General features: G+C 28.8%; 18 protein-coding genes. 15 read left to right on the top strand and 3 right to left on the bottom strand.

Annotated elements, in window-relative coordinates:
* Window positions 1–48 precede the first annotated feature (48 nt).
* The 5 genes from IC214_RS02130 to IC214_RS02110 all read left to right on the top strand — a co-directional run bounded on the left by IC214_RS02130 (window position 49) and on the right by IC214_RS02110 (window position 8,784).
* Window positions 49–687, top strand: coding sequence for a nitroreductase (locus tag IC214_RS02130; protein WP_227433416.1), 639 nt, complete (start codon window positions 49–51; stop codon window positions 685–687).
* A gap of 5 nt (window positions 688–692) precedes the next feature.
* Window positions 693–1,541, top strand: coding sequence for a hypothetical protein (locus IC214_RS02125; RefSeq protein WP_227866167.1), 849 nt, complete (start codon window positions 693–695; stop codon window positions 1,539–1,541).
* Window positions 1,542–2,526: 985 nt separating this feature from the next.
* A complete protein-coding gene (locus IC214_RS02120; protein ID WP_227866166.1) occupies window positions 2,527–4,230 on the top strand; it encodes an InlB B-repeat-containing protein in 1,704 nt (567 codons plus the stop codon).
* 170 nt (window positions 4,231–4,400) lie between these two features.
* Complete coding sequence (locus IC214_RS02115; RefSeq protein WP_227866165.1) at window positions 4,401–6,986, top strand: cell wall-binding repeat-containing protein; 2,586 nt, start codon at window positions 4,401–4,403, stop codon at window positions 6,984–6,986.
* 127 nt (window positions 6,987–7,113) lie between these two features.
* A complete protein-coding gene (locus tag IC214_RS02110; protein WP_227866164.1) occupies window positions 7,114–8,784 on the top strand; it encodes a GGDEF and EAL domain-containing protein in 1,671 nt (556 codons plus the stop codon).
* A gap of 102 nt (window positions 8,785–8,886) precedes the next feature.
* Here IC214_RS02110 and pflA read toward each other — a convergent pair whose 3' ends face one another.
* Window positions 8,887–9,621 (bottom strand): pyruvate formate-lyase-activating protein, encoded by a 735-nt coding sequence (gene pflA, locus IC214_RS02105; RefSeq protein WP_227433410.1) that lies wholly within the window; start codon window positions 9,619–9,621, stop codon window positions 8,887–8,889.
* A gap of 159 nt (window positions 9,622–9,780) precedes the next feature.
* The gene (gene pflB, locus IC214_RS02100) at window positions 9,781–12,012 is read right to left on the bottom strand and encodes a formate C-acetyltransferase (protein WP_227433409.1); all 2,232 of its coding nucleotides are present in this window, start codon (window positions 12,010–12,012) and stop codon (window positions 9,781–9,783) included.
* A 360-nt stretch (window positions 12,013–12,372) separates the two neighbouring features.
* On the opposite strand from pflB, the gene IC214_RS02095 reads away from it, so the two are divergent.
* Together IC214_RS02095 and IC214_RS02090 are read left to right on the top strand one after the other, a co-directional pair.
* Complete coding sequence (locus IC214_RS02095; RefSeq protein WP_227433408.1) at window positions 12,373–13,368, top strand: calcium/sodium antiporter; 996 nt, start codon at window positions 12,373–12,375, stop codon at window positions 13,366–13,368.
* Window positions 13,369–13,458: 90 nt separating this feature from the next.
* Window positions 13,459–15,072, top strand: coding sequence for a DEAD/DEAH box helicase (locus IC214_RS02090; RefSeq protein ID WP_227433407.1), 1,614 nt, complete (start codon window positions 13,459–13,461; stop codon window positions 15,070–15,072).
* Between the two features lie 314 nt (window positions 15,073–15,386).
* Here the strand turns inward: IC214_RS02090 and IC214_RS02085 are convergent, their stop codons facing one another.
* Window positions 15,387–15,572, bottom strand: a complete 186-nt coding sequence (locus IC214_RS02085) for a DUF6506 family protein (protein ID WP_413926627.1) — start codon at window positions 15,570–15,572, stop codon at window positions 15,387–15,389.
* A 451-nt stretch (window positions 15,573–16,023) separates the two neighbouring features.
* Here IC214_RS02085 and IC214_RS02080 point away from each other — a divergent pair, with 451 nt between their 5' ends.
* The 8 genes from IC214_RS02080 (at window position 16,024) to IC214_RS02045 (ending at window position 23,166) form a co-directional block, all read left to right on the top strand.
* Window positions 16,024–18,093 carry a molybdopterin-dependent oxidoreductase gene (locus IC214_RS02080; protein ID WP_227866163.1) on the top strand — a complete coding sequence of 690 codons (2,070 nt, stop codon included), beginning with the start codon at window positions 16,024–16,026 and terminating at the stop codon, window positions 18,091–18,093.
* A gap of 86 nt (window positions 18,094–18,179) precedes the next feature.
* Window positions 18,180–18,515, top strand: coding sequence for an anti-sigma F factor antagonist (gene spoIIAA / locus IC214_RS02075; protein ID WP_227433405.1), 336 nt, complete (start codon window positions 18,180–18,182; stop codon window positions 18,513–18,515).
* A 13-nt stretch (window positions 18,516–18,528) separates the two neighbouring features.
* A complete protein-coding gene (spoIIAB, locus tag IC214_RS02070) occupies window positions 18,529–18,957 on the top strand; it encodes an anti-sigma F factor (protein WP_227433404.1) in 429 nt (142 codons plus the stop codon).
* A 22-nt stretch (window positions 18,958–18,979) separates the two neighbouring features.
* Window positions 18,980–19,744: an RNA polymerase sporulation sigma factor SigF gene (sigF, locus tag IC214_RS02065; protein ID WP_227433403.1), complete on the top strand. Its 765-nt coding sequence runs from the start codon at window positions 18,980–18,982 to the stop codon at window positions 19,742–19,744.
* 238 nt (window positions 19,745–19,982) lie between these two features.
* A complete protein-coding gene (gene spoVAC, locus IC214_RS02060; RefSeq protein WP_021425350.1) occupies window positions 19,983–20,420 on the top strand; it encodes a stage V sporulation protein AC in 438 nt (145 codons plus the stop codon).
* Window positions 20,421–20,588: 168 nt separating this feature from the next.
* Window positions 20,589–21,602, top strand: coding sequence for a stage V sporulation protein AD (spoVAD, locus tag IC214_RS02055; RefSeq protein WP_227433402.1), 1,014 nt, complete (start codon window positions 20,589–20,591; stop codon window positions 21,600–21,602).
* 12 nt (window positions 21,603–21,614) lie between these two features.
* Entirely contained in the window at window positions 21,615–21,977 is a 363-nt protein-coding gene (gene spoVAE / locus IC214_RS02050) for a stage V sporulation protein AE (protein ID WP_227433401.1), read from the top strand.
* Window positions 21,978–22,146: 169 nt separating this feature from the next.
* Complete coding sequence (locus tag IC214_RS02045; RefSeq protein WP_227482987.1) at window positions 22,147–23,166, top strand: LacI family DNA-binding transcriptional regulator; 1,020 nt, start codon at window positions 22,147–22,149, stop codon at window positions 23,164–23,166.
* Window positions 23,167–23,184: the final 18 nt, after the last annotated feature.

Raw genomic sequence — 23,184 nt, 5'->3', positions numbered from 1 at the left:
AGATTTGGTATTTAAACTAACAAATACATAAAAAGGGGAATCGATGTAATGAATAATTTACAAGATAATCAAACAATAAACTTGATAAAAGAACGTAGAAGTATACGAAAATTTACAACAGAGCAAATTACAGATGAACAATTAGATACATTATTACATTGTGCATTTGCAGCACCTTCAGGGTGTAATAAACAGCCATGGCACATAACTGTTGTACAAGACCAGAAACTTTTAAAAGAGATTAGTGATGATACTCTTTCTAGAATTCATGAAGTTAGTAACGTTGAAATAAATAAAAATTTTAAATTATTTTATGGTGCACCAACTGTTTTATTTATTTCTTATGATGAAGAGAGTTCATGGGCTCCATATGATGTGGGAATACTTACAGGAAACATAACAACAGCTGCACAAGCTTTAGGGCTTGGGAGTTGCATAATAGGAATGGTTAGGGGGCTATTTACACCTGTTGAGCAAGGGGATATTGTAGGTCTTGTTAGTGTATTGGATGACAATGATGTAAAAGAATCAGATTCAATAAAGATGAAGTTTGATACAAATAAAAAATATAGAGAATTACTAGATATACCAGAAGGATATTCTGTACCATTTGGTATTGCTGTTGGTGTCCCAGAAGGGAATTTACCACAAGCTAGAAATGTAGTTTATAAAGTCTCTAGAGTTTAGAATATTTGAGTAGGAGTAGTTATAATGTCTATATCTGTAATACAAGAAGTACACATGTAAATCAGAGTAATTATAGCAATAAAAGTAATGACAAGTTAGAAAAGTTTGATGAGCAAATACAGAAGCTAGAAAGTTTTATCACAGATTTGAAAACTGATAAAAATATGGATTCTAAGATAAAAAATATGAAAATTGAAGCATTACAACAACAAATTAATGATTTGAAAAATCAAAAACAGGAATATGCAAGTCAATTAATCAAAGAGGGTACACTTAAAAAAGAATCTAAACAATCTGATATTAATCAAGAAAATTCTCAAGATAAATATGATTATGCAAAAGGATTAACTTACTATACCACAAAGACTTTAGTGTCATCTGATTGTGATATAAAAAATATTTCTAAAACTAATAGTATGAGAATTAGTTTATCTGATGATATTCGTACTAAGAATATGGAAATGAGTAGTCAAACTCGTCATTCACCTACCAAATTCGATTCATTTGAGAGTGGTAAATTAAGTAGCGGTTTAAGCCAGATTAATATGTCTTTTGGAGAACAATTATATGCTAGTACAGATAAAATTAAAGATAATAATAAAAATCTAGAAGAAATTAAAGAAAATGAAAAGAGTAAGGAAGAAGAAATTTATGAAAATAAACAAGAATCTATTGATGTTATTACTGAAGAATATATAATTATATCAAATGATTCAGTTGATAAGTATAAAAATTCTGTTTTAAATAGTACTGAAAATATTAAAGAGGAAAATGTTAAAAAAGAAAACAAAATATATACAGAAACTGCTAATTTAGAAAACAAACCTTATAGAAGAATTGATACTACTATTTAGATAGATACATTTTTATTTGGATTATGAGATACAGTTATAAAGTTTTATGTAATTTAAAATAGAAGGGACAAGATTAAAAATAAAAAATTATTTGTTTTAATCTTGTCTTCTATTATTTTATATTTATAGAATAATAAAATGAGTTTAATTAATTTAAGTATTATGTATAAAGAATATAAAGTCGAAAAAGATAAAAAAATAATAATAATATTTTGGAAAAAAGTGGTATAAGATTGAAATAAATAAAAAATCATGATACAATAAATGTAAAATAAAGGAAAAAGTGACCCTTAGTTATAAAAGGGTTTTTTTTTATGTAAAAAAAACTATAAGAATATTATAAAAAATGTATATCAAAGCCATTCAAAATTTTTTGCCACTTCTAATAATTGATTATCAGTAAAAGTACAGAACGACTGTTTACAAATTAAAGAAATAATTATAATTTTAATAGCATATATATATAATTTTTTAAAAAAAATGTATATAAATGTAAAAAAAACTATTAATCATATAAATAGTGACTTTTTTATAACAAACGGAAACTATAATAACCATAATTAAAATAATTATTTTAATTGAAATAATTATTTTAATTAAAAAATTATTGATACTCTAAACACATATCATACTTATATCACAACTAATTTTTATGAAATTGAAAACAATTAAAGTTAATTACTTTAAGTAATATAAATATATAAAATATCTTACTTTATTGTTTTTTAGGTTGTTTAATTCTACAAAAATAAAATTAAAATGTCTAGTCTATAGAGCATTAATATCTTTGTGTAAAAATTAAATATATTTTTTATTTAATAAAAAGGATTTCAAGTGAAAATTAAATAAACTATAAAAACTTCACTTTTAAGATAGACTTCATAATAGATTAATTAGACTTTAAATAAATAGTTTTGATAAAGACTATGCAAAATAAAGTATGAAAAATCTGTTTGAAATAAAAAATATTGGAGGGGGATTTTTAATGAAACACAGATTGAGTAAACTAACATCTTTTTTGGCAACCTTAGCTTTAGTTGTTGGTGTAGGAGTACCATCATATGGACAAACTTTACCAGATAAAGTTAATAATGAAGTACTACAAAATACAGAGCGAAGATATGATATTAATGGAAGATATCAAGTAGATTTTCGTGCAAATATGGGAAATGGATATGTAACATTTTTCTCATTATTTGTCCCATGTGGTGGTAACTCATTAAATGTAAAATATGTATGGGGGACTGACCCAAAAGGAGGTTCTCAAGAAGGGTGGGTATTACAAGTTAATGGGGAAAAAGTTTCAACTATTTATGGAACAAGCTATGGATTTCCTAATGGCATACCATCTGCAGGGATAACAGGAAGTCAAATGACAGGAATTTATTCTTTTGTTACAAATCGAGACATGTCTGGAGTAAGTTGGAGCTATACATCACCTAATACAGGTAATGGAAACGCTACAAGAACATCATATGCATCTACTGAGATTTCAAATGCAAAACTTTCTATTAAGGTAAATTATAAAAATAAAGAAACAGGAGCTATAGTTGGGTCATATACAACTCAAGTTCCAGCTAAGTATGGAAATAGCACTGTTACACCTGATACTACACAAATTCCTGCTGGATATAAATTAGATCCGGCAAGTCAATCTAAAGTAGTAAATCTTGTTCAAAATGGAGTTAATCCAAATGTAGTTGATTTTACAGTTATTCCTGATAATGCAGGAGTTCCAGAAGAAGATCGTGTTCTTATAGTTGGATTTAAAGATAAAGATGGAAATAATGTTGGAAGTACTTATATAGAAGAAATTCCAGATATACTAGGCTCACATGATGTAACACCAAACACATCAAAAGTTCCTAATGGTTATAAGCTTGATCCTTCTAATCAAACTCAGACTGTTAATTTACAACCAACAGGTCTTGACAAGAGTATTGTTTATTTTACAGTAAGTCCTGATATTCCACTTGTAAATCGTATAGTTACAGTTAACTTTAAAGATAAAGATAGTGGAGCAATAATTGGAGACCCATATACAGTTACACTACCAGCTGAATATGGAAATCATAGAGTGGAATCTGACTCTACAAAGGTACCAAATGGATATGTACTTAATCCAGATAATCAATTTGAAATGGTAAATCTTAGTACAAGTGGTCTTGTACCAGATAGAGTTTACTTTACAGTAAGTAAGATGCCCTCAGAAGCAGAACGTACTTTAACAATTGGTTTTAAAGATAAAGATGGTAATATAGTTGGAGATACATACACAGAGGTTGTTAATGCTGTACTTGGAAACCATACAATAACTCCAGATTCTACAAAGGTTCCTGCTGGATATAAATTAGACCCAGCAAGTCAGTCTCAAACAGTTATACTTAATTCTTCTGGAATTACTCCAAATACAATTTACTTTACTGTAGCCGAAAAAACTTATAGGGTGGTTTATAGTTCAAACTTCCCTTCAGGAGTAACTGTTTCTGGTTCAGCACCTGTTGATACAACGGAATATAAAAAAGGAGATACTGTGACTGTTTTAGGAAATGTTAATGGTCTTGATGCCGATACTTATACATTTGTAGGATGGAGTACAGTTAAAAATGACCCATCAACAATAGTATCAGGAACAATCACTATGGAAGAGAGAAATATCATATTATATGCAGTGTGGCAAAAAAATTAGTACTGTAAGTTGTTTATTATTGCAATTTATAATCTAAAATCTTATTTAATATTTATATAAGAATAAGATTCTAGTAGTTATAAGAAATACTGATATAGATTTTATCAGTATTTCTCTGTTTTACAAAATGAAAAAATAAAATCAATTTGTATATGAAGAGGAGGGATTTGATGAACCAAAAGTTAAAAAAGTTAACTATATGTATACTTACATTTGCTATAATTCCTTTAAATTATTCAAATGTTTTTGCTGAGTATGATTTAAATAAGATATTTAATAAGCAGATTCAAGATAAAAACTTAAGGAGAGTTAATAATATTACAATAACTTATGATGATAATGGGGCTACTGGAGGAACGATAAATGAAGCTATACTTAGTGGAGGAACGCTTATTCCTGGACCAGTAATAACAGGTCCAAAAGTATATGACCTTGATGATTTTGATTCTTATTTAGCACTAAGTAGTAACCTTACAAGAGGAAACTATCATACTGATGCTTGGAGTGTCTCAAGGGACCATTTGGAAAGTGGTACTCAACCATATGCAGGTGGAGAAAATATAGTAGCAACAGGTATAGACAGAGATATAACACTTTACGCCATTTGGATTCCAGACTTTTTACAAGTAAGATATAACGGAAATGGAAATACTTCAGGTAATGTTCCATCAGATTCAAATAAGTATCATCAGAATGATAATTTGCAAATTAAAGGAAATGAAGGTAACCTTAAAAAAACAAATTATAAACTTACAAAATGGAATACAAAAGCTGATGGTACAGGAAAATCTTATAATTTAGACTCAAGTTTTGAGGTATTATTAAACGATTATGACAATTTTAACATAGACCTTTATGCACAATGGGAGTATGATTTGCAACTGGATGGTAATGGAGGAACAGGTACACTTCCAGATTTGCCAAAACCAGGAGAGGCTGACAAATTCCCAGGGTCAGGTGGACTTATCAATGGTGATGAAGAATTCATAGGGTGGAATACAGAAGAAGATGGAAGTGGTACATCTTTTAAAGAAGGAGACGCTATTCCGCCAAATATCTCAGGAGATACAATATATGCACAATGGGGATATAAATTAGATTATAACTTAAATGGAGGCGCAGGAAGTATATCAGAAGAAAAACATAAAAAAGGCGCTGAAGTAACTGTTACAAGCCAGATACCATCTAAAGTTGGATCAATGTTTATGGGATGGAATACAAAAAATAATGGTGAAGGGACTTCATACAGAGATGGTGATAAGTTTAACCTTACGAAAAATACAACTTTATTTGCACAATGGAAAGAGGAATGTAGAATAACATATGATAAAAATGGAAGTACAGGTACAGCTCCAATAGATAATAATGTATATGGAAAAGGAGATGAAGTTACTGTACTTGGTGATAATGGTTTAGTAGCACCCTCTGGTATAGGAGGAAATTTTTATTGGAGTACAAAAGCAGATGATACAGGCAGTAGATATAAATCAGGAGAAAAGTTTAACATAAAGGATATAAATACAACCCTTTATGCATTTTGGACAGATAAATACAGAGTTAAATATGAAAATAATGGTGGACAAGGAGATGTGCCTGAAGATGAACTGCATGATGGAAATGCAAATACAAGTGTAAAAGCGAATACAGGAAATCTTACAAAAGAAGGATACAAATTTATTGGATGGAATACAAAACCAGATGGTAGTGGAACTCCATATAAAGGTGATGGAAGTGAGATAATTAATGTTGATGATAATATAACACTTTATGCTCAATGGGAAAAGATATCTGATAATTCAGGTGGAAACAGTGGTGGAAGTAGTGGAGGCTCATCTACTAATACAACTAGCCCATCAGAAGAAAATTTGACAGGTGATGATAGATATGAAACTGCTATAAAAATAAGTAAAAGAGGTTTTGAATCAGCTGAAAATGTGATACTAGTAAATAGTACATCAATACCAGATGCCCTATCAGCAACTCCATTTTCATCTACTAAAAATGCACCTATTTTATTAACTGAAAAAGATAAATTAAGTACAAGTACAGAAGCAGAGATAAAAAGATTAAAAGCAAAAAATATTTATATAATAGGTGGAGAAAATACCTTAAGTTCTGATTTAGAAAAAGAATTAAAATTAAAAGGTTTTACTATTATAAGAATAGGTGGAGTGGATAGATATTCAACTTCTCTAAGACTTGCTAAAGAAATAGATAAAATAGTAGATGTAGAAAAAGTATCTGTAGTCAATGGACACGATGGATTAGCAGATGCAATAAGTGTTGGTGGTATTTCAGCACAAAATAAAACTCCAATAATTCTTACAAATGTAAAAAATGAGATGATATCTATTAAAAAATTTATAGATGAAGAAGAAATATCAAAATCTTATATTATAGGAGGAGAAACTTCTTTGCCAAAATCTATAGAAAAACAATTTCCAAATCCAAAGAGAATAGGTGGAGAAGATAGAAATAAAACAAATTCAAAAGTAATAGAAGAGTTTTATAAGGATAAAGAATTAAGAAATCTTTATGTAACAAAAAATGGGATGCTAAGAGAAAATGATTTAATAGATGCTTTAACAGTAGGTGTTTTAGCAGGTAAAAATAAATCGCCAGTAATGATTGTAGAAAAATCACTTGATGAGTCTCAAAAAACTTTAGTTAAAAGTAAGAAATTTGACAAGATAACTAAGGTAGGAGGAAATGGAAATGAGGATGCATTTAATGAAATAAAAAAATTAGTAAAATAGTATAATCTAAATAAGAACATTTTGTTGATTAAACTACACCAATAGTAATAAATTATAACCCTACTTTTATTTTTATTATAAGTAGGGTTATAATCTTACTATATTACTTATATTGTAGGGGGAAAAGATGAGAGAAGAACTAAACTCTTTAGATTTAAATCAGGTAGAAATTTTCTTTGAACTTTTATCTCAAAATACAGAAGATTATATTTTTTTTTGGGATATAAATAAGAATAATTTTAAAATATCCTCAACTGTTTTTGATGAATTTAATCTAAGTAAAGATATAGAATATGATTTAGTCAATTGTTGGAGCAAAATTATTTATCCAGATGATGTTCAAGTGTGGAAAGACGATATACAAGTCTTGCTAAATGGAGAAAAGGATGAACACAATTTAGAGTATAGATTAATAAACAAGCATGAAGAGATAGTATGGGTTTCTTGTAGAGGTAAAGCTTATGTATCAGATGATAAAAAAACTATAATTATGGTTGGTAGGATAAAGAATATAGGCGAAAAGAATAAATTTGATTCTATCACAGGGACATGGAATAGAGAACAATTTGAATACAGAATGAATTGTATTACAAAAGAGAAAATCTATACAAGTGGAGCTATGTTTATCATGGATATTGATAATTTTAAAAATATAAATGAGAAATATGGACACTCTTATGGTGACAAGGTTTTGCGTGCAATTGCTACAGAAGTTTTAGAATATTTACCTAAGGATGTTAGATTGTACAGATTAGATGGAGACGAATTTGCATTTTTTTACCCTATGTGCAATAAAGAAACTATAGAAAATTTATATGAAAAAATACAATTGTATACAAATACTCAGCATGAAATCGAATCAAATAAATATTATTGTACAATAACTGCGGGGGTTGCTATGTATCCAGAAGATGGAGATAATTATTTGGACTTATTTAAACATGCTGATATTGCGTTAGATATCGCAAAAATTGGTGGTAAAAATAGAATGAAGTTTTTTTCAAAAGAACTCTATGAAAATAAGTTAAAAGTAATTTCAATGCAACAGAAGTTGAGAGAGTGTGTTGAAAATGATTTTAATGACCTTGAATTATTTTTCCAGCCACAGGTAGATGCATTTAACAAAAATGTCATAGGAGCAAAGGCACTTTTGAGATGGCATTCAAATACTTATGGAGAAGTATCTCCTGTTGAATTTATACCAATACTAGAACAAAGTAATCTAATTATACCAGTAGGAAAGTGGATTATAAAAAAGGCTGTAAAACAGTGTAAAGAATGGCATAAAGTAAATCAAGATTTCAAGATATCTGTAAATGTATCATATATTCAACTAAAGGAAGATTTTTTTAGAGATTTTATAATAGAATGTTTGATAGAATATCAATTAAAACCTGAATTTTTAATTTTAGAATTAACAGAGAATTGTTGGGTACCAGATATAAATTTATTGAATGATAAGTTTATTAGTTTAAAAAGTATTGGAGTACATATTGCAATTGATGATTTTGGTACTGGATATTCATCTTTAAATTATCTTAAAGAGTTATCTGTTAATATAATAAAGATTGAAAGAAGTTTTGTTAAGAATATTAAATATAATAGTTATGAACATACCTTCCTAGAATATATTATTAAATTAGCTCATATTATCAACTTAAAAGTTTGTGTTGAAGGTATTGAGTCCTATGAAGAATACAATATAGTGAAGAGTTTAGGTGTAGATATTATTCAAGGTTTTTTATTTGGTAGACCTGTAAGTGCATCTGAGTTTTATAGACTTCAATTATCAAATTGATGAGTGTAGATAAAGTATACTAAAAATAAGGTAAAATATAAGGTTTTTTAAATCTTATATTTTACCTTATTTTATTGTGATAACTATTAATCTCAAGTAGTATTAGCTATTATACACTTTTGCTCCAAACTTAGAGATTATTTCACTAGCTTTTTTAATATCTTCTTTGGTAGCATCAGGAACATCTTTTAATTCATAATCAATACCTAGATTTTCCCATTTGTGTATTCCCATAGAATGATATGGCAGTAATTCGAATCTCTCTACATTTTTTAATGTAGCAACGAATTTACCTAATTTTTCTAAGTTGTCTATATCATCAGTAATTCCAGGAACTAAAACATGTCTTATCCATACTGGAATATTTCTTGATTCTAAGTGTTTAGCAAGTTTTAAAGCTTTATCCATACCCACACCAGTCAAATCAATAGATTTTTCTTCAACCATATGTTTTAAATCAAGCAAAACTAAGTCAGTATTATCTAAAACTGAGTCTATAGTTTCTATATCTACAAATCCAGATGTATCTAGACAAGTGTGTATGTTATTTTCTTTAGCTTTTTTAAATAGCTCACTTAAAAACTCTGGTTGAAGAGTAGACTCGCCACCAGAAGCAGTAATACCTCCACCAGAAAACTTCATAAAAGAAGTATACTTAAGAGCATCAGTTATTATTTCATCAACTGTATATTCTTTTCCAGATTTGGTATCCCATGTATCTCTATTATGACAGTATTTGCATCTAAGAGGACATCCTTGAAAGAATAGTATGTATCTTATTCCTGGACCATCTACAGTACCAAATGTTTCTATAGAGTGTACTTTTCCCTTAATCATAGAGTTCACCTCACAATATATTTTGATAACTTTATTAATAGTTATAATATTTCTCTAAAAAAGGCCATCTTATACCAGAAATAATTCAAGTATAAGATAGCCATTTATTTTTATTTTCTACACAGTAGTAATCTTAGCTAAAGTATAAAAATTTAAAGACTAAGCCATTTTACCGTGGAATGTTCTGTTTATAACATCTAATTGTTGTTCTTTAGTTAATTTTATGAAGTTAACTGCATATCCAGAAACTCTTATAGTTAATTGTGGATATTCTTCTGGATGTTCCATAGCATCTTCTAAAGTAGCTCTATCAAATACATTAACATTTAAGTGATGAGCATTTTGAGCGAAGTAACCATCCATCATTGCAGAAAGATTATTTATTCTTTCATCCATATCTTTTCCTAAAGCACCAGGTACTATAGAGAAAGTATTAGATATACCATCTTGAGCATGCTCATATGGTAATTTAGCAACTGAAGATAATGAAGCTAAAGCACCATTAGTATCTCTACCATGCATTGGGTTTGCACCAGGAGCAAATGGAGCACCAGCTCTTCTACCATCTGGTGTATTACCAGTTTTCTTACCATAAACAACATTTGAAGTTATTGTAAGTATAGATTGAGTAGGATAAGAATTTCTATAAGTTTTATTTTTTCTTATCTTATTCATGAAGCTTTCAACTAGCTCTACAGCTATACTATCAACTCTATCATCGTTGTTTCCGTATTTTGGATAATCTCCTTCTATTTCGAAATCAACAGCTATTCCTTGTTCATTTCTGATAGTCTTAACTTTAGCATGTTTTATAGCAGATAATGAATCCGCACAAACTGATAATCCAGCCATACCACAAGCCATAGTTCTAAATATATCTCTATCATGTAATGCCATCTCTAATGCTTCATAAGAGTATTTATCATGCATATAATGTATTACATTTAAAGTATTTACATATAAGTTTGCTAACCAATCAGTAAATGGTTCAAATTTACTCATAACTTCATCAAAGTCTAAATACTCAGAAGTTATAGGCTCAAATCTTGGTCCAACTTGAGCACCAGATTTTTCATCAATACCACCATTTATAGCATATAATAAAGTTTTTGCTAAGTTAACTCTAGCTCCGAAGAACTGCATTTGTTTACCTATTTTCATTGCAGATACACAACAAGCTATACCGTAATCGTCTCCCCAGTATGGTCTCATTAAATCATCATTTTCATATTGAACTGAACTTGTATCTATAGATACCTTAGAACAGAAATCTTTGAATCCTTGAGGTAATCTAGTTGACCATAAAACTGTTAAGTTTGGTTCTGGTGATGGTCCTAATGTATATAGAGTATTTAACATTCTAAATGAGTTTTTAGTAACTAATGTTCTACCATCTACTCCCATACCTCCTATACACTCAGTTACCCAAGTTGGGTCTCCAGAGAATAAATTGTTGTAATCAGGAGTTCTTAAGAATTTAACCATTCTTAATTTCATAACAAAATGGTCCATATATTCTTGTAATTCTTCTTCTGTCACTGTTCCAGCCTTTAAATCTCTTTCAAAGTATATATCTAGGAAAGTAGATGTTCTACCTAAAGACATTGCAGCACCATTTTGGTCTTTAACAGCAGCTAAATAACCAAAGTATAACCATTGTACAGCTTCTTTTGAGTTAGTTGCTGGTTTTGATATATCAAAGCCATAAGATTCAGCCATCTTTTTAAGCTCATTTAAAGCTGATATTTGTTCAGTTATTTCTTCTCTTAGTCTTATAACTTCTTCATCCATGCAAGAAACTTCTAACGATTTCTTTTGTTCAATTTTATCTTCTATTAAGGCATCAACACCATATAAAGCAACTCTTCTATAGTCACCTATTATTCTACCTCTACCATAAGCATCTGGAAGACCTGTTATTATACCAGATTTTCTAGCAGCTCTCATTTCTGGAGTATATGCATCAAAGACTCCTTGGTTATGTGTTTTTCTATATTTAGTAAATATTTCTTTTATTTCAGGGTCTAATTCATATCCAAAAGCATCACATGAATTTTCAACCATTTTTATACCACCATATGGCATAACCGCTCTTTTTAAAGGGGCATCCGTTTGTAATCCAACTATTGTTTCTAATACTTTATCTAAATATCCTGGAGCATATGCAGCTATTCCAGAAATAGTTTTTGTATCTACATCTAAAGTACCACCATTTTCTCTTTCTTTTTTAAATAAGACCATTGCTTTGTCCCATAGTTTTTTAGTGTTTTCAGTAGCACCAGCTAAGAAAGAGTCATTTCCTTCATATGGAGAATAGTTTAATTGTATAAACTCTCTGACATTTACTTCTTTAGTCCATCTTCCTGTTTTAAATCCTTGCCATGCATTCATTAAGTATTTCCTCCTTAGATTTAAATGATAAATAATGTTGTTAAAATTAATTTTTATATACTTAATTTGTTTTATATATTTTTTTAAAAATATATTTTCTAATATAATAATAACATATTATGCGTATTCTGTATACAAGAAAAATAAAAAAATGTCGTTTTAAAGTATAAAACAAATTATATGTTAGTAATGTGATGAAATTATACCCATATATTAATAAAATGAAACAAATAAATATCTAAAATAATAAGGTAATATTTGAAAAAATTATAAATTAGAAATAAATAAATCTCAGTACAAAAAAGAAAAAGCATACATCTTGATAACTTGAATATTTATTTAATAGGGGGAGGTGATATATTGTTTATCACAGTGATATTATTTTTAGTAGGTTTCCTATTAATTACTAAAGGCGCAGATATCTTTATAAATTGTACTGTAGAGATAGGTAGAAAAACGAATATTTCAGAAATTATACTTGGAGCAACTATTGTTAGTTTTGCAACAACATTGCCTGAATTTACAGTGTCATTACTTGCTTCTATTGATGGTCACACTACAATGAGTTTAGGAAATGCAATTGGTTCTATAATATGTAATACAGGGTTAGCATTAGGTTTAGTTGTTTTTCTAAGTCCATTTAATGTAGATAAAAAAATGTTTTTTTCTAAGTCTTTACTACTAATAGTATCTGTTATAGTTTTAATTTTATTGGGGTTAGATGGAGTTATAACAAGAGGAGATTCATTATTACTTATAATAATATTGATTTTTTATATGGTTAATAACTATAAGAGTGTTGTAGGAAAATCGAATACTAAAAATAGAGGTATTCAAAAAGATACTATTAAAGAAATACCTATAAAGAAGAGTAAACAGTACAGAGGTTTTTCTATAGCAGAAATTATAAAAATACTAATACTTTTTACTACAGGCTTAATAATGATGATAATAGGTTCTCAAATTCTTATAGAGAGTGGTGTAAGAATAGCTAGTTTTCTTAATATACCTCAAGGTATAGTGAGTTTGACTATAATAGCACTTGGAACTTCTTTACCAGAGATAGTGTCTTCAATTACTGCCATAAGAAAAAATCATCATGAAATATCTGTAGGAAATATTCTAGGTGCAAATATATTGAATATAGTATCAGTAATAGCTGTATCAGCAATACCAAATGACATACCAATATTATCTCAAAATAGAAAACTTGATATACCATTCATGATATTATTATTGTTATTAGTAATAGTACCAACTCTTAAATCAAATAGACTTAGTAGACTACAAGGTGTATTAATGTTATTTACATATTTTATATATATATCAATTTTGTATTTTATGTATATTATTTAATCATACTGTTAAAAATATTAATTGCAGAATATCCTAAAAAAGTATATAATGGATAGGTTAAGATTAATTGATAACGGAGAGGAATAATATATGAATATAACAAAGTTTGAAGATTTACCAATAAGTGAGGGAATAAAAAAAGCTATAGCTGAAATGGGGTTTGAAGAGCCATCTCCTATACAAGCACAGTCTATACCTGCAATTTTGTCAGGTAAAGACGTTATAGGACAAGCACAAACTGGTACGGGGAAAACAGCAGCTTTTAGTATACCTATACTAGAAACAATAGACCCAAATAATAGAAGTTTACAAGCTGTAGTACTTTGCCCAACAAGAGAGCTTGCAATACAAGTATCTACAGAAATAAGAAAACTAGCTAAATACTCGCACGGAATAAAGACATTACCTATATATGGTGGTCAACCAATAGATAGACAAATAAAATCTCTAAAGAGTGGTGTGCAAGTTGTAATAGGTACACCTGGACGTACAATAGACCATATTAATCGTAAAACATTAAAGATGGATAATGTAAAAATGATTATACTAGATGAAGCAGATGAAATGCTAGATATGGGATTTAGAGAAGACATAGAAATGATTTTAAGTAAGATTCCTGAAGAAAGACAAACAACTTTCTTTTCAGCAACTATGCCAAGAGGAATTTTAGATTTAACTAAGAGATATCAAAAAGACCCAGAACATATAAAAGTTGTTAGAAAAGAACTTACAGTTTCAAATACAAAACAATATTATATAGAAACTAGATCATCAAATAAATTGGAAGTATTATGTAGATTAGTTGATGTGTATGACCCTAAATTATCTGTTGTTTTCTGTAATACTAAAAGAAAAGCAGATGAGTTAGTAGGAGATTTACAAGCAAGAGGATATTTTGCAGATGCATTACATGGTGACTTAAAACAAACACAAAGAGATATAGTAATGGATAAGTTTAGAAATGGTACAATAGATATACTTGTTGCTACTGATGTTGCGGCTAGAGGTATAGATGTTGATGATGTTGAATGTGTATTTAACTATGATTTACCACAAGATGAAGAGTACTATGTTCATAGAATTGGTAGAACTGGTCGTGCTGGTAGAGAAGGTATGTCATTTACTTTTGTATTTGGAAAAGAAATGAGAAAGATGAAAGATATAGAAAGATATACTAAATCTAAATTAATCAAGCATAATATACCAACAATAACTGATGTTGAAGAGAAAAAAGTAGGCTCTTTCTTTGCACAAGTTAAACAAACTATAGAAGAAGGTCATTTAACTAAACAATTACAATGGTTAGAAAGTTTCTGTAATGATGAAGATTATGCAATGGTTGATATTGCTGCTGCACTTGTTAAGTTATCTCTAGGGGAAGAAATGAAAGAAGAAATAATAGAAGAAAAACCTAGAAGAGAACGTGGAGATAGAAAAGGTGCTACTGGAGCTAAAGATGGTATGATTAGATTGTTTATCAATATTGGTAGAAATCAAAGAATACAAGCTAAAGATATCGTTGGTGCTATAGCTGGAGAAGTTGGAATACCAGGTAAAATGGTAGGAACTATAGATATATATGATAAGTATACTTTTGTTGAAATACCTAAAAAAGATGCAAAAACAGTAATTGAAAAAATGAAAGATATTAAGATAAAAGGTAACAAAATTAATATAGAAAAAGCCAATAAAAAGAAAAAATAATATATAGTATATAAAAATATAATCGAAAGATATATAAAATAGTATATTGAATATTTAAAAAGCCTAATGTGTTTTCAAAACAGATGATAAATAATCTGTAAGAGTCAACAACATAAGGCTTTTATTGTTTTATATAATAGTATTATTAAAGACATTTTAAATTTTGTTTGTGCTTTATTTACATAAGTATAAAAAATATATTAGAAAATAAATAATCAAATAAAAATTAATATATGATTTTCATTTGATAATGGAAGTAAGAGATTGATTTATCACTTTATGATAGGCACATGTATAGAGAAAAACACCACTTACTAGAATATTTCATCGCCACTCTTAAAGCCAAAGGCTGGATGAAAATCAAATTTAACTGCACCCACAGCAACCTTAGGTCCAACAGCCTTTTTAATTCTATAAATACCCTCATTGCCGAAACCAGCACATAGCTCAATAGCTGTATATCCTTTTTCCTCATTTTCTTGTAATTCTAATGATAGCATAATACGATAGGGAATAAAAGTATTGTCCTGTTATGGTTGTAGATAAACGTCAATTTAACTCATCAAGTTAACTTTTAATATGATACAAAAGAGAAAATGAAAAATGTCTAAGAATTTAAAATTAATTTTTAAACTTAGTAAAACCTCTCAATTACTGTATCTTTAAGATAAAGTAATTAAGAGGTTTTTTATTAAGTAAGAAATATAGTAAGCAAATATATAAGGCAGTCTAAGTTCTATTTTAATATTAAATAGTATATGTGAATTTAATATTGTACTTTCTCAATTTAATTTGCTTAAAAGTAATTTTATATGAATATCATATTTATAAGGTATTTTTAAATTTATTTTGATAAAATATACTTATGTCTTAAACAGAGTATTTTAAGTATATGAAATTTAATGAAAATATAGTGAATATGTAACTTTTATAAGGAGATAAAGATATTTTATGGATACAATAAAGAAATTAAGTCATGGATGTACACTAGATTGCCATGATTGTTGTAAATTTAATGTTTATACTAAAGGAAATAATGTGATAAAAATTGAAGGAGATAGAAATCATCCTTATACAAAAGGATTTATATGTAAAAAGGGGTTTGCTCATTTAGATAGATTAAATCATAAAGATAGGATAGAGACTCCAATGTTAAAGGTAGATGGTATATGGAAAAAGATTTCTTTTGATGAAGCATTAGAGATAATGGCAGATAAACTCCTATTTTATAAAGAACATTATACATCAAAGTCTATTATGCACTATGACCAATATGGAAGTGGGTCTATATTAAAATATATAGGAGATGTATTTTTTAATTTTTATGGAGGAGTTAGTAGGCATAAGGGTGGGCCATGTTGGAGTGCAGGAATGCATGCCCAAAAGTATGACTTTGGAGTAGCTAAGGGACATGCTATAGAAGATATGCTAAACAGCAAGAGTATATTTATATGGGGAAAAAATCCAGCATATACTACCATTCATACTATGCAAATAATTAAAAAAGCCAAAGAAAAAGGGATAAAAATAGTAGTCATTGACCCTATATATACAAAGACTGCTCAAATGGCAGATAAGTACATACAAGTGAACCCTGGAACAGATGGAGCATTAGCTATGGCTATGGCAAAAATTATAATAGAAGATAACTTGCAGGACGAAGAATATATAAATTCGTATGTTGTTGGTTTTGAGGAATATAAAAAATATTTGGATTCACTAGATTTAAACTTTTTATGTGATGAATGTGGTGTTAAAGAAAAGGATATAAGTGCGTTAGTTGATTTATATGCTAATAAATATTCAAGTATAAATGTAGGTTATGGTCTTCAAAAGTATAAAAATGGAGGAAATACAATAAGAGCGATAGATGCATTAGGAGCTATAACAGGTCAAATAGGATTTAGTGGTGGTGGAGTGAATTATGCTAATAAGGTTTATCCAAATGTGATAGATGCTGACCCTTATAATAGCCAATCATATGGCGAAGATAGGGAGTTTTATGTAAGTAATATTAGCAAGTTTATAGAAGAATCCTTAAAAGACAGTATATCAGATGAAGTTAATAATACATTGAACAAGTTTGATAAGATGTCAAGTAAATCACTAAAAGGAAATATTCCTATAAAGATGGCAGTAATAACTAAAAGTAATATGTTAAATCAATTGCCAGATTTAGTAGAGTTAGAAAGAGTTTTTTCAAAGATTGAATTTAAAGTATGCTTTGATATGTTTATGACTGACACAGCTACTTTATGTGACTTATTTATACCTTGTACAAATACGCTTGAAAGTGAAGATATAATTTATAGTTCAATGACCAATCCATATATAACATACAATGAAAGAGCAGTAACACCAAAGCATGAATTGATGGATGAGTATTATTTTTTTATGGAGTTAGCTAAAAAGATGAAACTAGAAGGTTATCCTTTTGTAACAAAAAAAGAATACTTAGAAAAAGTAATTGAGCCGCTTAAACGTTTTGAGAAAAGTCTAGATATAGAGAAACTTAAAAATAGTTATTTTACTATACATAATCCTATTGCTTGGGAAGATAAGAAGTTCGAAACTCCATCTGGAAAATATGAACTTTATTCAGAAAGGATAAGAGATTTAGGAATTAGTCCAATTCCAGTGTATATAAGTAATAAAACTAGAAACTTTGAAGATGAAAATAGGAAAAATATTTTTAGACTGCTAACTAATCACCATGCAGATACTTTGTTTAGTCAACACTTTATGGATAAGACATCTATAGCTCAAGCGTATATAAATCAAATTATGGCTAGAAAAATAGGTGTTAACAATAAGGATATTGTAACTTTAAAGTCAAAAAAAACAAAAATAGATGTACAGATAAATATAGATAGTGGAGTAAGTGATTATATAGTAAAAATGTATGTTGGATGGTGGAAGAAACATGGCAATCCTAATAGTTTAACAGATACTGGTATATCTGATATTGGTGGTCAAGTAACATATAATGAAACGATGGTAGAAATAATACGACAAAACTAGTTAAATTTCATTGAAGGAATAGAAATGCGATTATAGAATTGATTAAAAGTTACTATTTTTACAAAACTATTGAAGGAGGGATTTTGATGGTAAAATATTCCTTAGAACATAAGAATCTATACATAGAATTTATGTGCTCAGAACTAGACCACCATGTAGCTAATGAAATAAGGGAAGAAATAGATAACTTATTAAGTGTTAATCAAGTAAAAAATGTTGTATTTGATTTTGGAAATATTAATTTTATGGATTCTTCAGGTATAGGTGTCATCATAGGTAGATATAAAAAAATTTCTAATGAAGGGGGACGAGTTTCAGTAATTAATATAAGTTCACGAGTTAAGAAAATTTTTGATTTATCTGGGTTAAATAAAATTATTGGCATTTATGATACGTATGAAGAAGCTCTAAGTTCTTTGTAGGGAGGAGTATGTGATGAATAATATTATGGAAGTTAAATTTTCGGCACTATCAGAAAATGAAAGTTTAGCAAGAGTTATAGTAGCATCATTTGCAGCAAAATTAGACCCAACAGTAGATGAATTAGTTGATATAAAGACTGCTGTCTCTGAGGCTGTTACAAATGCTATAATACATGGATATGAAGAAGACAGTTCTAAGTTTGTTTTTTTGAAATGTGAGATAGAGGGAAATACTATAAAAATCGTAGTTGAAGATGAAGGGTATGGAATAGAAAATGTGGAGAAGGCAATGGAACCACTTTATACATCAAAACCAGAACTTGATAGATCAGGAATGGGATTCACAGTTATGAAAAGCTTTATGGACGATGTAGAGGTAAGTTCTAGAAAAGATAATGGCACTAGAATTGAAATGACTAAAAAAATAAATTTGCCTAAATAAAGTCCAAAAGTGAGGTTTTATTATGGAAGTAACTGTTGCCAGAGAAGAAAAAAAACCTCTTCTTAGTCATGAAGAGACTCTAGAACTTATTGATAAAGTTCAAAATGGAGATGAAGAGGCAAAAGAAATATTAATATCAAGTAATTTAGGTCTAGTTAGGAGCGTTGTATCTAGATTTTTAAATATAGGGTATGATAGAGAAGATTTATTTCAATTAGGTTCTATAGGTTTAATAAAATCAATATATAAATTTGACCCTAAATTTAATGTTAAATTCTCTACTTATGCAGTACCAATGATTCTAGGTGAAATAAAGAGATACTTAAGAGATGATGGTATGATAAAAGTATCAAGGTCATTGAAGCAAATAGCTGTAAAGGCCAAGATGGAAAGTGAAGCTTTAACTAAAAAGCTAGGCAGAGAACCAAGTATAGAAGAAATAGCTCAAGCATTAGATGTAGAAAAAGAAGATTTAGTAATGGCTATGGAAGCTAATTTTAATGTAGAGTATTTGCAAGGTGTTATTCATGAAGAAGAAGGTTCTCCAATATGCCTTATTGATAAGATAAGCATGAAAGGAGAAAGTGAGGAAGAAAAAGTTGTAGATAATATATTATTAAAGGATATACTTGGAAGACTGGATAAGAGAGAACGTCAAATAATAGTTCTCAGATATTTTGAAGATATGACTCAAAGTGAAATAGGAGAAATGCTCAATATATCACAGGTTCAAGTATCAAGAATAGAGAAAAAAGTATTATCTAAGTTAAAAGAATATATATCATGATAATACTTATGATATATTAAACTTTTTAGAATTTTTATATTAAGTTTTTAAGTTACTATTAAAAAATTATAAGTTCAAATAAAAAATATTAAAAAACAAGGTGTCTTTATGATAGAAAATAAATTATTTTCTTTATTAGGCATCTTTTTTATTTTTTGACAAAACTTTGAGTGTCTAAAATAAATAATAGGTTTATTTTTTTAAAATTAACAAATAATACTTTAGAGAGGTGTTTAGTATGGATAAAAATTATAAAAAATATGTAGACCAAATAAGCCCAAAACCTACATATTTAAAAAACTATACACTTGCATTTATTGTAGGTGGAATTATTTGTATGATAGGGCAAGCCATAAGTGATTTATACATGAAAGTTGGAGGTCTTGATAAATTAGGTGCTAGTTCTGCTACATCAATAACACTGATATTTATAGGGGCATTTCTAACTGGATTAGGAGTTTATGACCTAATCGGAAAAAGAGCAGGAGCTGGTTCTATAATACCAATAACAGGTTTTGCTAACTCAATAGTATCTCCTGCTATGGAGTATAAAAGAGAAGGATATGTATTAGGTGTAGGTGCAAACTTATTTAAAATTGCAGGGCCAGTTTTAGTTTATGGTATAGGTTCTTCTATTTTATGTGGAATTATTTATTATATTTTTAAGATGTTTTAGAGGATTTTTATTTAATTTAAATTTTATTAGTTATGAAGAAGATATGAAATCTGAAAAATAGTTATGGAAGTAGTTAGTTAGGAAATAATCATGCAGATTTTAATTAATATTTTTAATTAATATTAAAAAATTAAATATTAAAATGCAAAATTAAAAAGGTGTGAAAATATGAAAAATAAAAGAATTGGAAAAAGAACAGTCAAGCTAGAGAATAAACCAACAATAATATCAGCTGGTACTATAGTAGGTTCTAAAGAAGGTGAAGGACCATTAAAAGATTATTTTGATATGATTATGACTGATGATTTATATGGTGAAAAAACTTGGGAATTGGCTGAAAGTAAAATGGTAGAGACTGCATCTCAGAAAGCCATACAGAAGGCAGGGAAAAAACTGTCAGATGTAAATTATATGCTAGGCGGGGATTTAATCAATCAAATAGTACCAGCATCTTTTGCTGCAAGAGAATTAGCAATTCCATTTTTGGGTATATATGGCGCTTGTTCTACAATGGCAGAAGGACTTTGCATAGGTTCTATGCTTGTAGATGGTGGTTTTGCAGATTTAGTGCTATCAGGAACATCAAGCCATTATTGTACAGCAGAAAGACAATTTAGATTTCCACTAGAATTAGGAAATCAAAAGCCAATGACAGCTCAATGGACAGTTACAGGAGCAGGAAGTGTTTTATTAGCTCCTAATGGAGAAGGTCCTAAAGTAAAATATGTTACAGTTGGAAAAGTAATAGATAAAGGTATTGATGATGGTAATAATATGGGACCAGCCATGGCTCCAGCAGCAATAGATACTATATATTCTTATTTTGAAGATACTAATGATGACCCAAATAGCTTTGACATAATTGCTACTGGCGATTTAGGTACACTTGGCAAACAAATAGCAGAAGACTTTTTAAAAGAGAAAGGTGTAGATATTTCAAAGTGTTATACTGATTGTGGTATAGAAATGTTTAACCTTAAAGAGCAAGATGTTCACTGTGGTGGGAGTGGATGTGGATGTTCAGCTACAGTATTTGCAGGATATATATATGAAAAATTAAGAAAAAAAGAATTTAACAAAGTAATGCTTGTATCAACAGGAGCACTATTATCACCAACAAGTACACTACAAAAGCAAACAATACCTTGTGTTGCACATGCAGTAGTAATAGTAAATGAGTAGGAAGTGATATATATGTTAATGGAATACGTAAGAGTATTTATTGTAGGTGGAATTATATGTTTAATAGCTCAAGTAATGATGGACTACTTTAAAATGCAAACTCCATATGTTATGGTGACATATGTAACAACTGGTGTAGTTTTAACTTTTCTAGGACTTTATGAACCATTAGTTAAGTTTGCAGCAGCAGGTGCAACAGTTCCTATAATAGGATTTGGATATTCACTTGCCAAAGGAGTAATAAAATCAATACAAAGTGATGGATTTTTAGGTATTTTCCTAGGTGGAACAACTGCTACAGCTGGTGGGATAGCCGCAGCTATATTTTTTGGATATATTATGTCGGTAGTATTTACACCAAAAGCAAAACCATAAAACCACTTAAATATATGATAATTTTTTGTATAAAGTAGGTAGATATCTTTTTAGATTCTACCTATTTTTTTATACTTACAAGCGTTTACATAATCAAGTTGACAATTATTTACAACATGGTGTAGTATTATATTAGCAAAAATAAAATGAAGTGAAGTAGGGGATAAAGATGGTAACTATTAAAGATATTGCAAGGAACCTAGGCATTAGCTATTCAACTGTTTCTAGGTGTTTAAACAATAATCCTAATGTATCTGAAAAAACAAAAAAGAAGGTAGTGGAAGAGGCTAACAGGCTAGGGTTTCATTTTAATGTAAATGCGAGAAATCTAGCAAAAAAAGAAACAAATAGAATAGGGGTAATCTTTTCAAATAATTTTAATCATCAAGACACTAGAAAATTTTTTAGTGATATAATGGACAGTTCTATAAATTCTATTGAGACTAATAAGTACGACTTTATAATACAGCCCAATAACAACATTAGTGGTGATAGTAATGTCTATAAAATGGTTAATGGACAAATGGTTGATGGATTAGTAATAGTGTCTCAATCAATAAAAAAAGAAGAGTATGAGTTTTTAAAAGACAATAATTTTCCACACGTATTCATATATTTTAAGCCATCTTTTGTAGGAGAGGTAGATAACTTCTTTTGGGACGATAACGTATATGGAGGCTATATAGCTACTAAACATTTAATCGACCATGGTCATAAAAATATAATAACAATAACTTCAGAAGATAAGAGTTCAAAAATGCATGAAGATAGAACAAAAGGGTATTTAAATGCTATGGAAGAAGCTAATTTAAAGACAGATGTAATTGAATCTAAAATGGATTTTGAATCTCAAGTTGAACTATTAAGAAATCATATTGATAAAATAAAAAAGGCTTCAGCTATATTTGTGCAACAAGATGTACCAGCTATTTCTATAATACAAGAATTAAAAACTACTTATGGTATAAATGTACCAGAAGACTTATCTGTAATAGGATATAATAATATTGAATTAATATCTTACTTTAGGTCACACTTATCGACAATAGATGACCCAAGAGAGCAAGTTATAAAAAATGGAGTAGATAGTTTAGTAAATACAATAAATAAAAAGAGCACAGAACATATCCCAAGAAAACTTTATCCAAGACTAATTATAAGAAACAGCGTTAATAGAATAAAAGACTAAAAGTAATCCAGTTGATTA

Origin of the sequence: Clostridioides sp. ES-S-0190-01 (assembly GCF_020658275.1) — a bacterium.
Taxonomy (GTDB): domain Bacteria; phylum Bacillota; class Clostridia; order Peptostreptococcales; family Peptostreptococcaceae; genus Clostridioides.
The sequence above is the reverse complement of the archived record's forward strand: the minus strand, read 5'-3'. Positions and strand labels throughout refer to the sequence as shown.

Coding starts and splice junctions, on each gene's coding strand:
- IC214_RS02130 (WP_227433416.1), top strand. CDS start 49: ATGAATAATTTACAAGATAATCAAACAATAAACTTGATAAAAGAACGT.
- IC214_RS02120 (WP_227866166.1), top strand. CDS start 2,527: ATGAAACACAGATTGAGTAAACTAACATCTTTTTTGGCAACCTTAGCT.
- IC214_RS02115 (WP_227866165.1), top strand. CDS start 4,401: ATGAACCAAAAGTTAAAAAAGTTAACTATATGTATACTTACATTTGCT.
- IC214_RS02110 (WP_227866164.1), top strand. CDS start 7,114: ATGAGAGAAGAACTAAACTCTTTAGATTTAAATCAGGTAGAAATTTTC.
- pflA (WP_227433410.1), bottom strand. CDS start 9,621: ATGATTAAGGGAAAAGTACACTCTATAGAAACATTTGGTACTGTAGAT.
- pflB (WP_227433409.1), bottom strand. CDS start 12,012: ATGAATGCATGGCAAGGATTTAAAACAGGAAGATGGACTAAAGAAGTA.
- IC214_RS02090 (WP_227433407.1), top strand. CDS start 13,459: ATGAATATAACAAAGTTTGAAGATTTACCAATAAGTGAGGGAATAAAA.
- IC214_RS02085 (WP_413926627.1), bottom strand. CDS start 15,572: ATGCTATCATTAGAATTACAAGAAAATGAGGAAAAAGGATATACAGCT.
- IC214_RS02080 (WP_227866163.1), top strand. CDS start 16,024: ATGGATACAATAAAGAAATTAAGTCATGGATGTACACTAGATTGCCAT.
- spoIIAA (WP_227433405.1), top strand. CDS start 18,180: ATGGTAAAATATTCCTTAGAACATAAGAATCTATACATAGAATTTATG.
- spoIIAB (WP_227433404.1), top strand. CDS start 18,529: ATGAATAATATTATGGAAGTTAAATTTTCGGCACTATCAGAAAATGAA.
- sigF (WP_227433403.1), top strand. CDS start 18,980: ATGGAAGTAACTGTTGCCAGAGAAGAAAAAAAACCTCTTCTTAGTCAT.
- spoVAC (WP_021425350.1), top strand. CDS start 19,983: ATGGATAAAAATTATAAAAAATATGTAGACCAAATAAGCCCAAAACCT.
- spoVAD (WP_227433402.1), top strand. CDS start 20,589: ATGAAAAATAAAAGAATTGGAAAAAGAACAGTCAAGCTAGAGAATAAA.
- spoVAE (WP_227433401.1), top strand. CDS start 21,615: ATGTTAATGGAATACGTAAGAGTATTTATTGTAGGTGGAATTATATGT.
- IC214_RS02045 (WP_227482987.1), top strand. CDS start 22,147: ATGGTAACTATTAAAGATATTGCAAGGAACCTAGGCATTAGCTATTCA.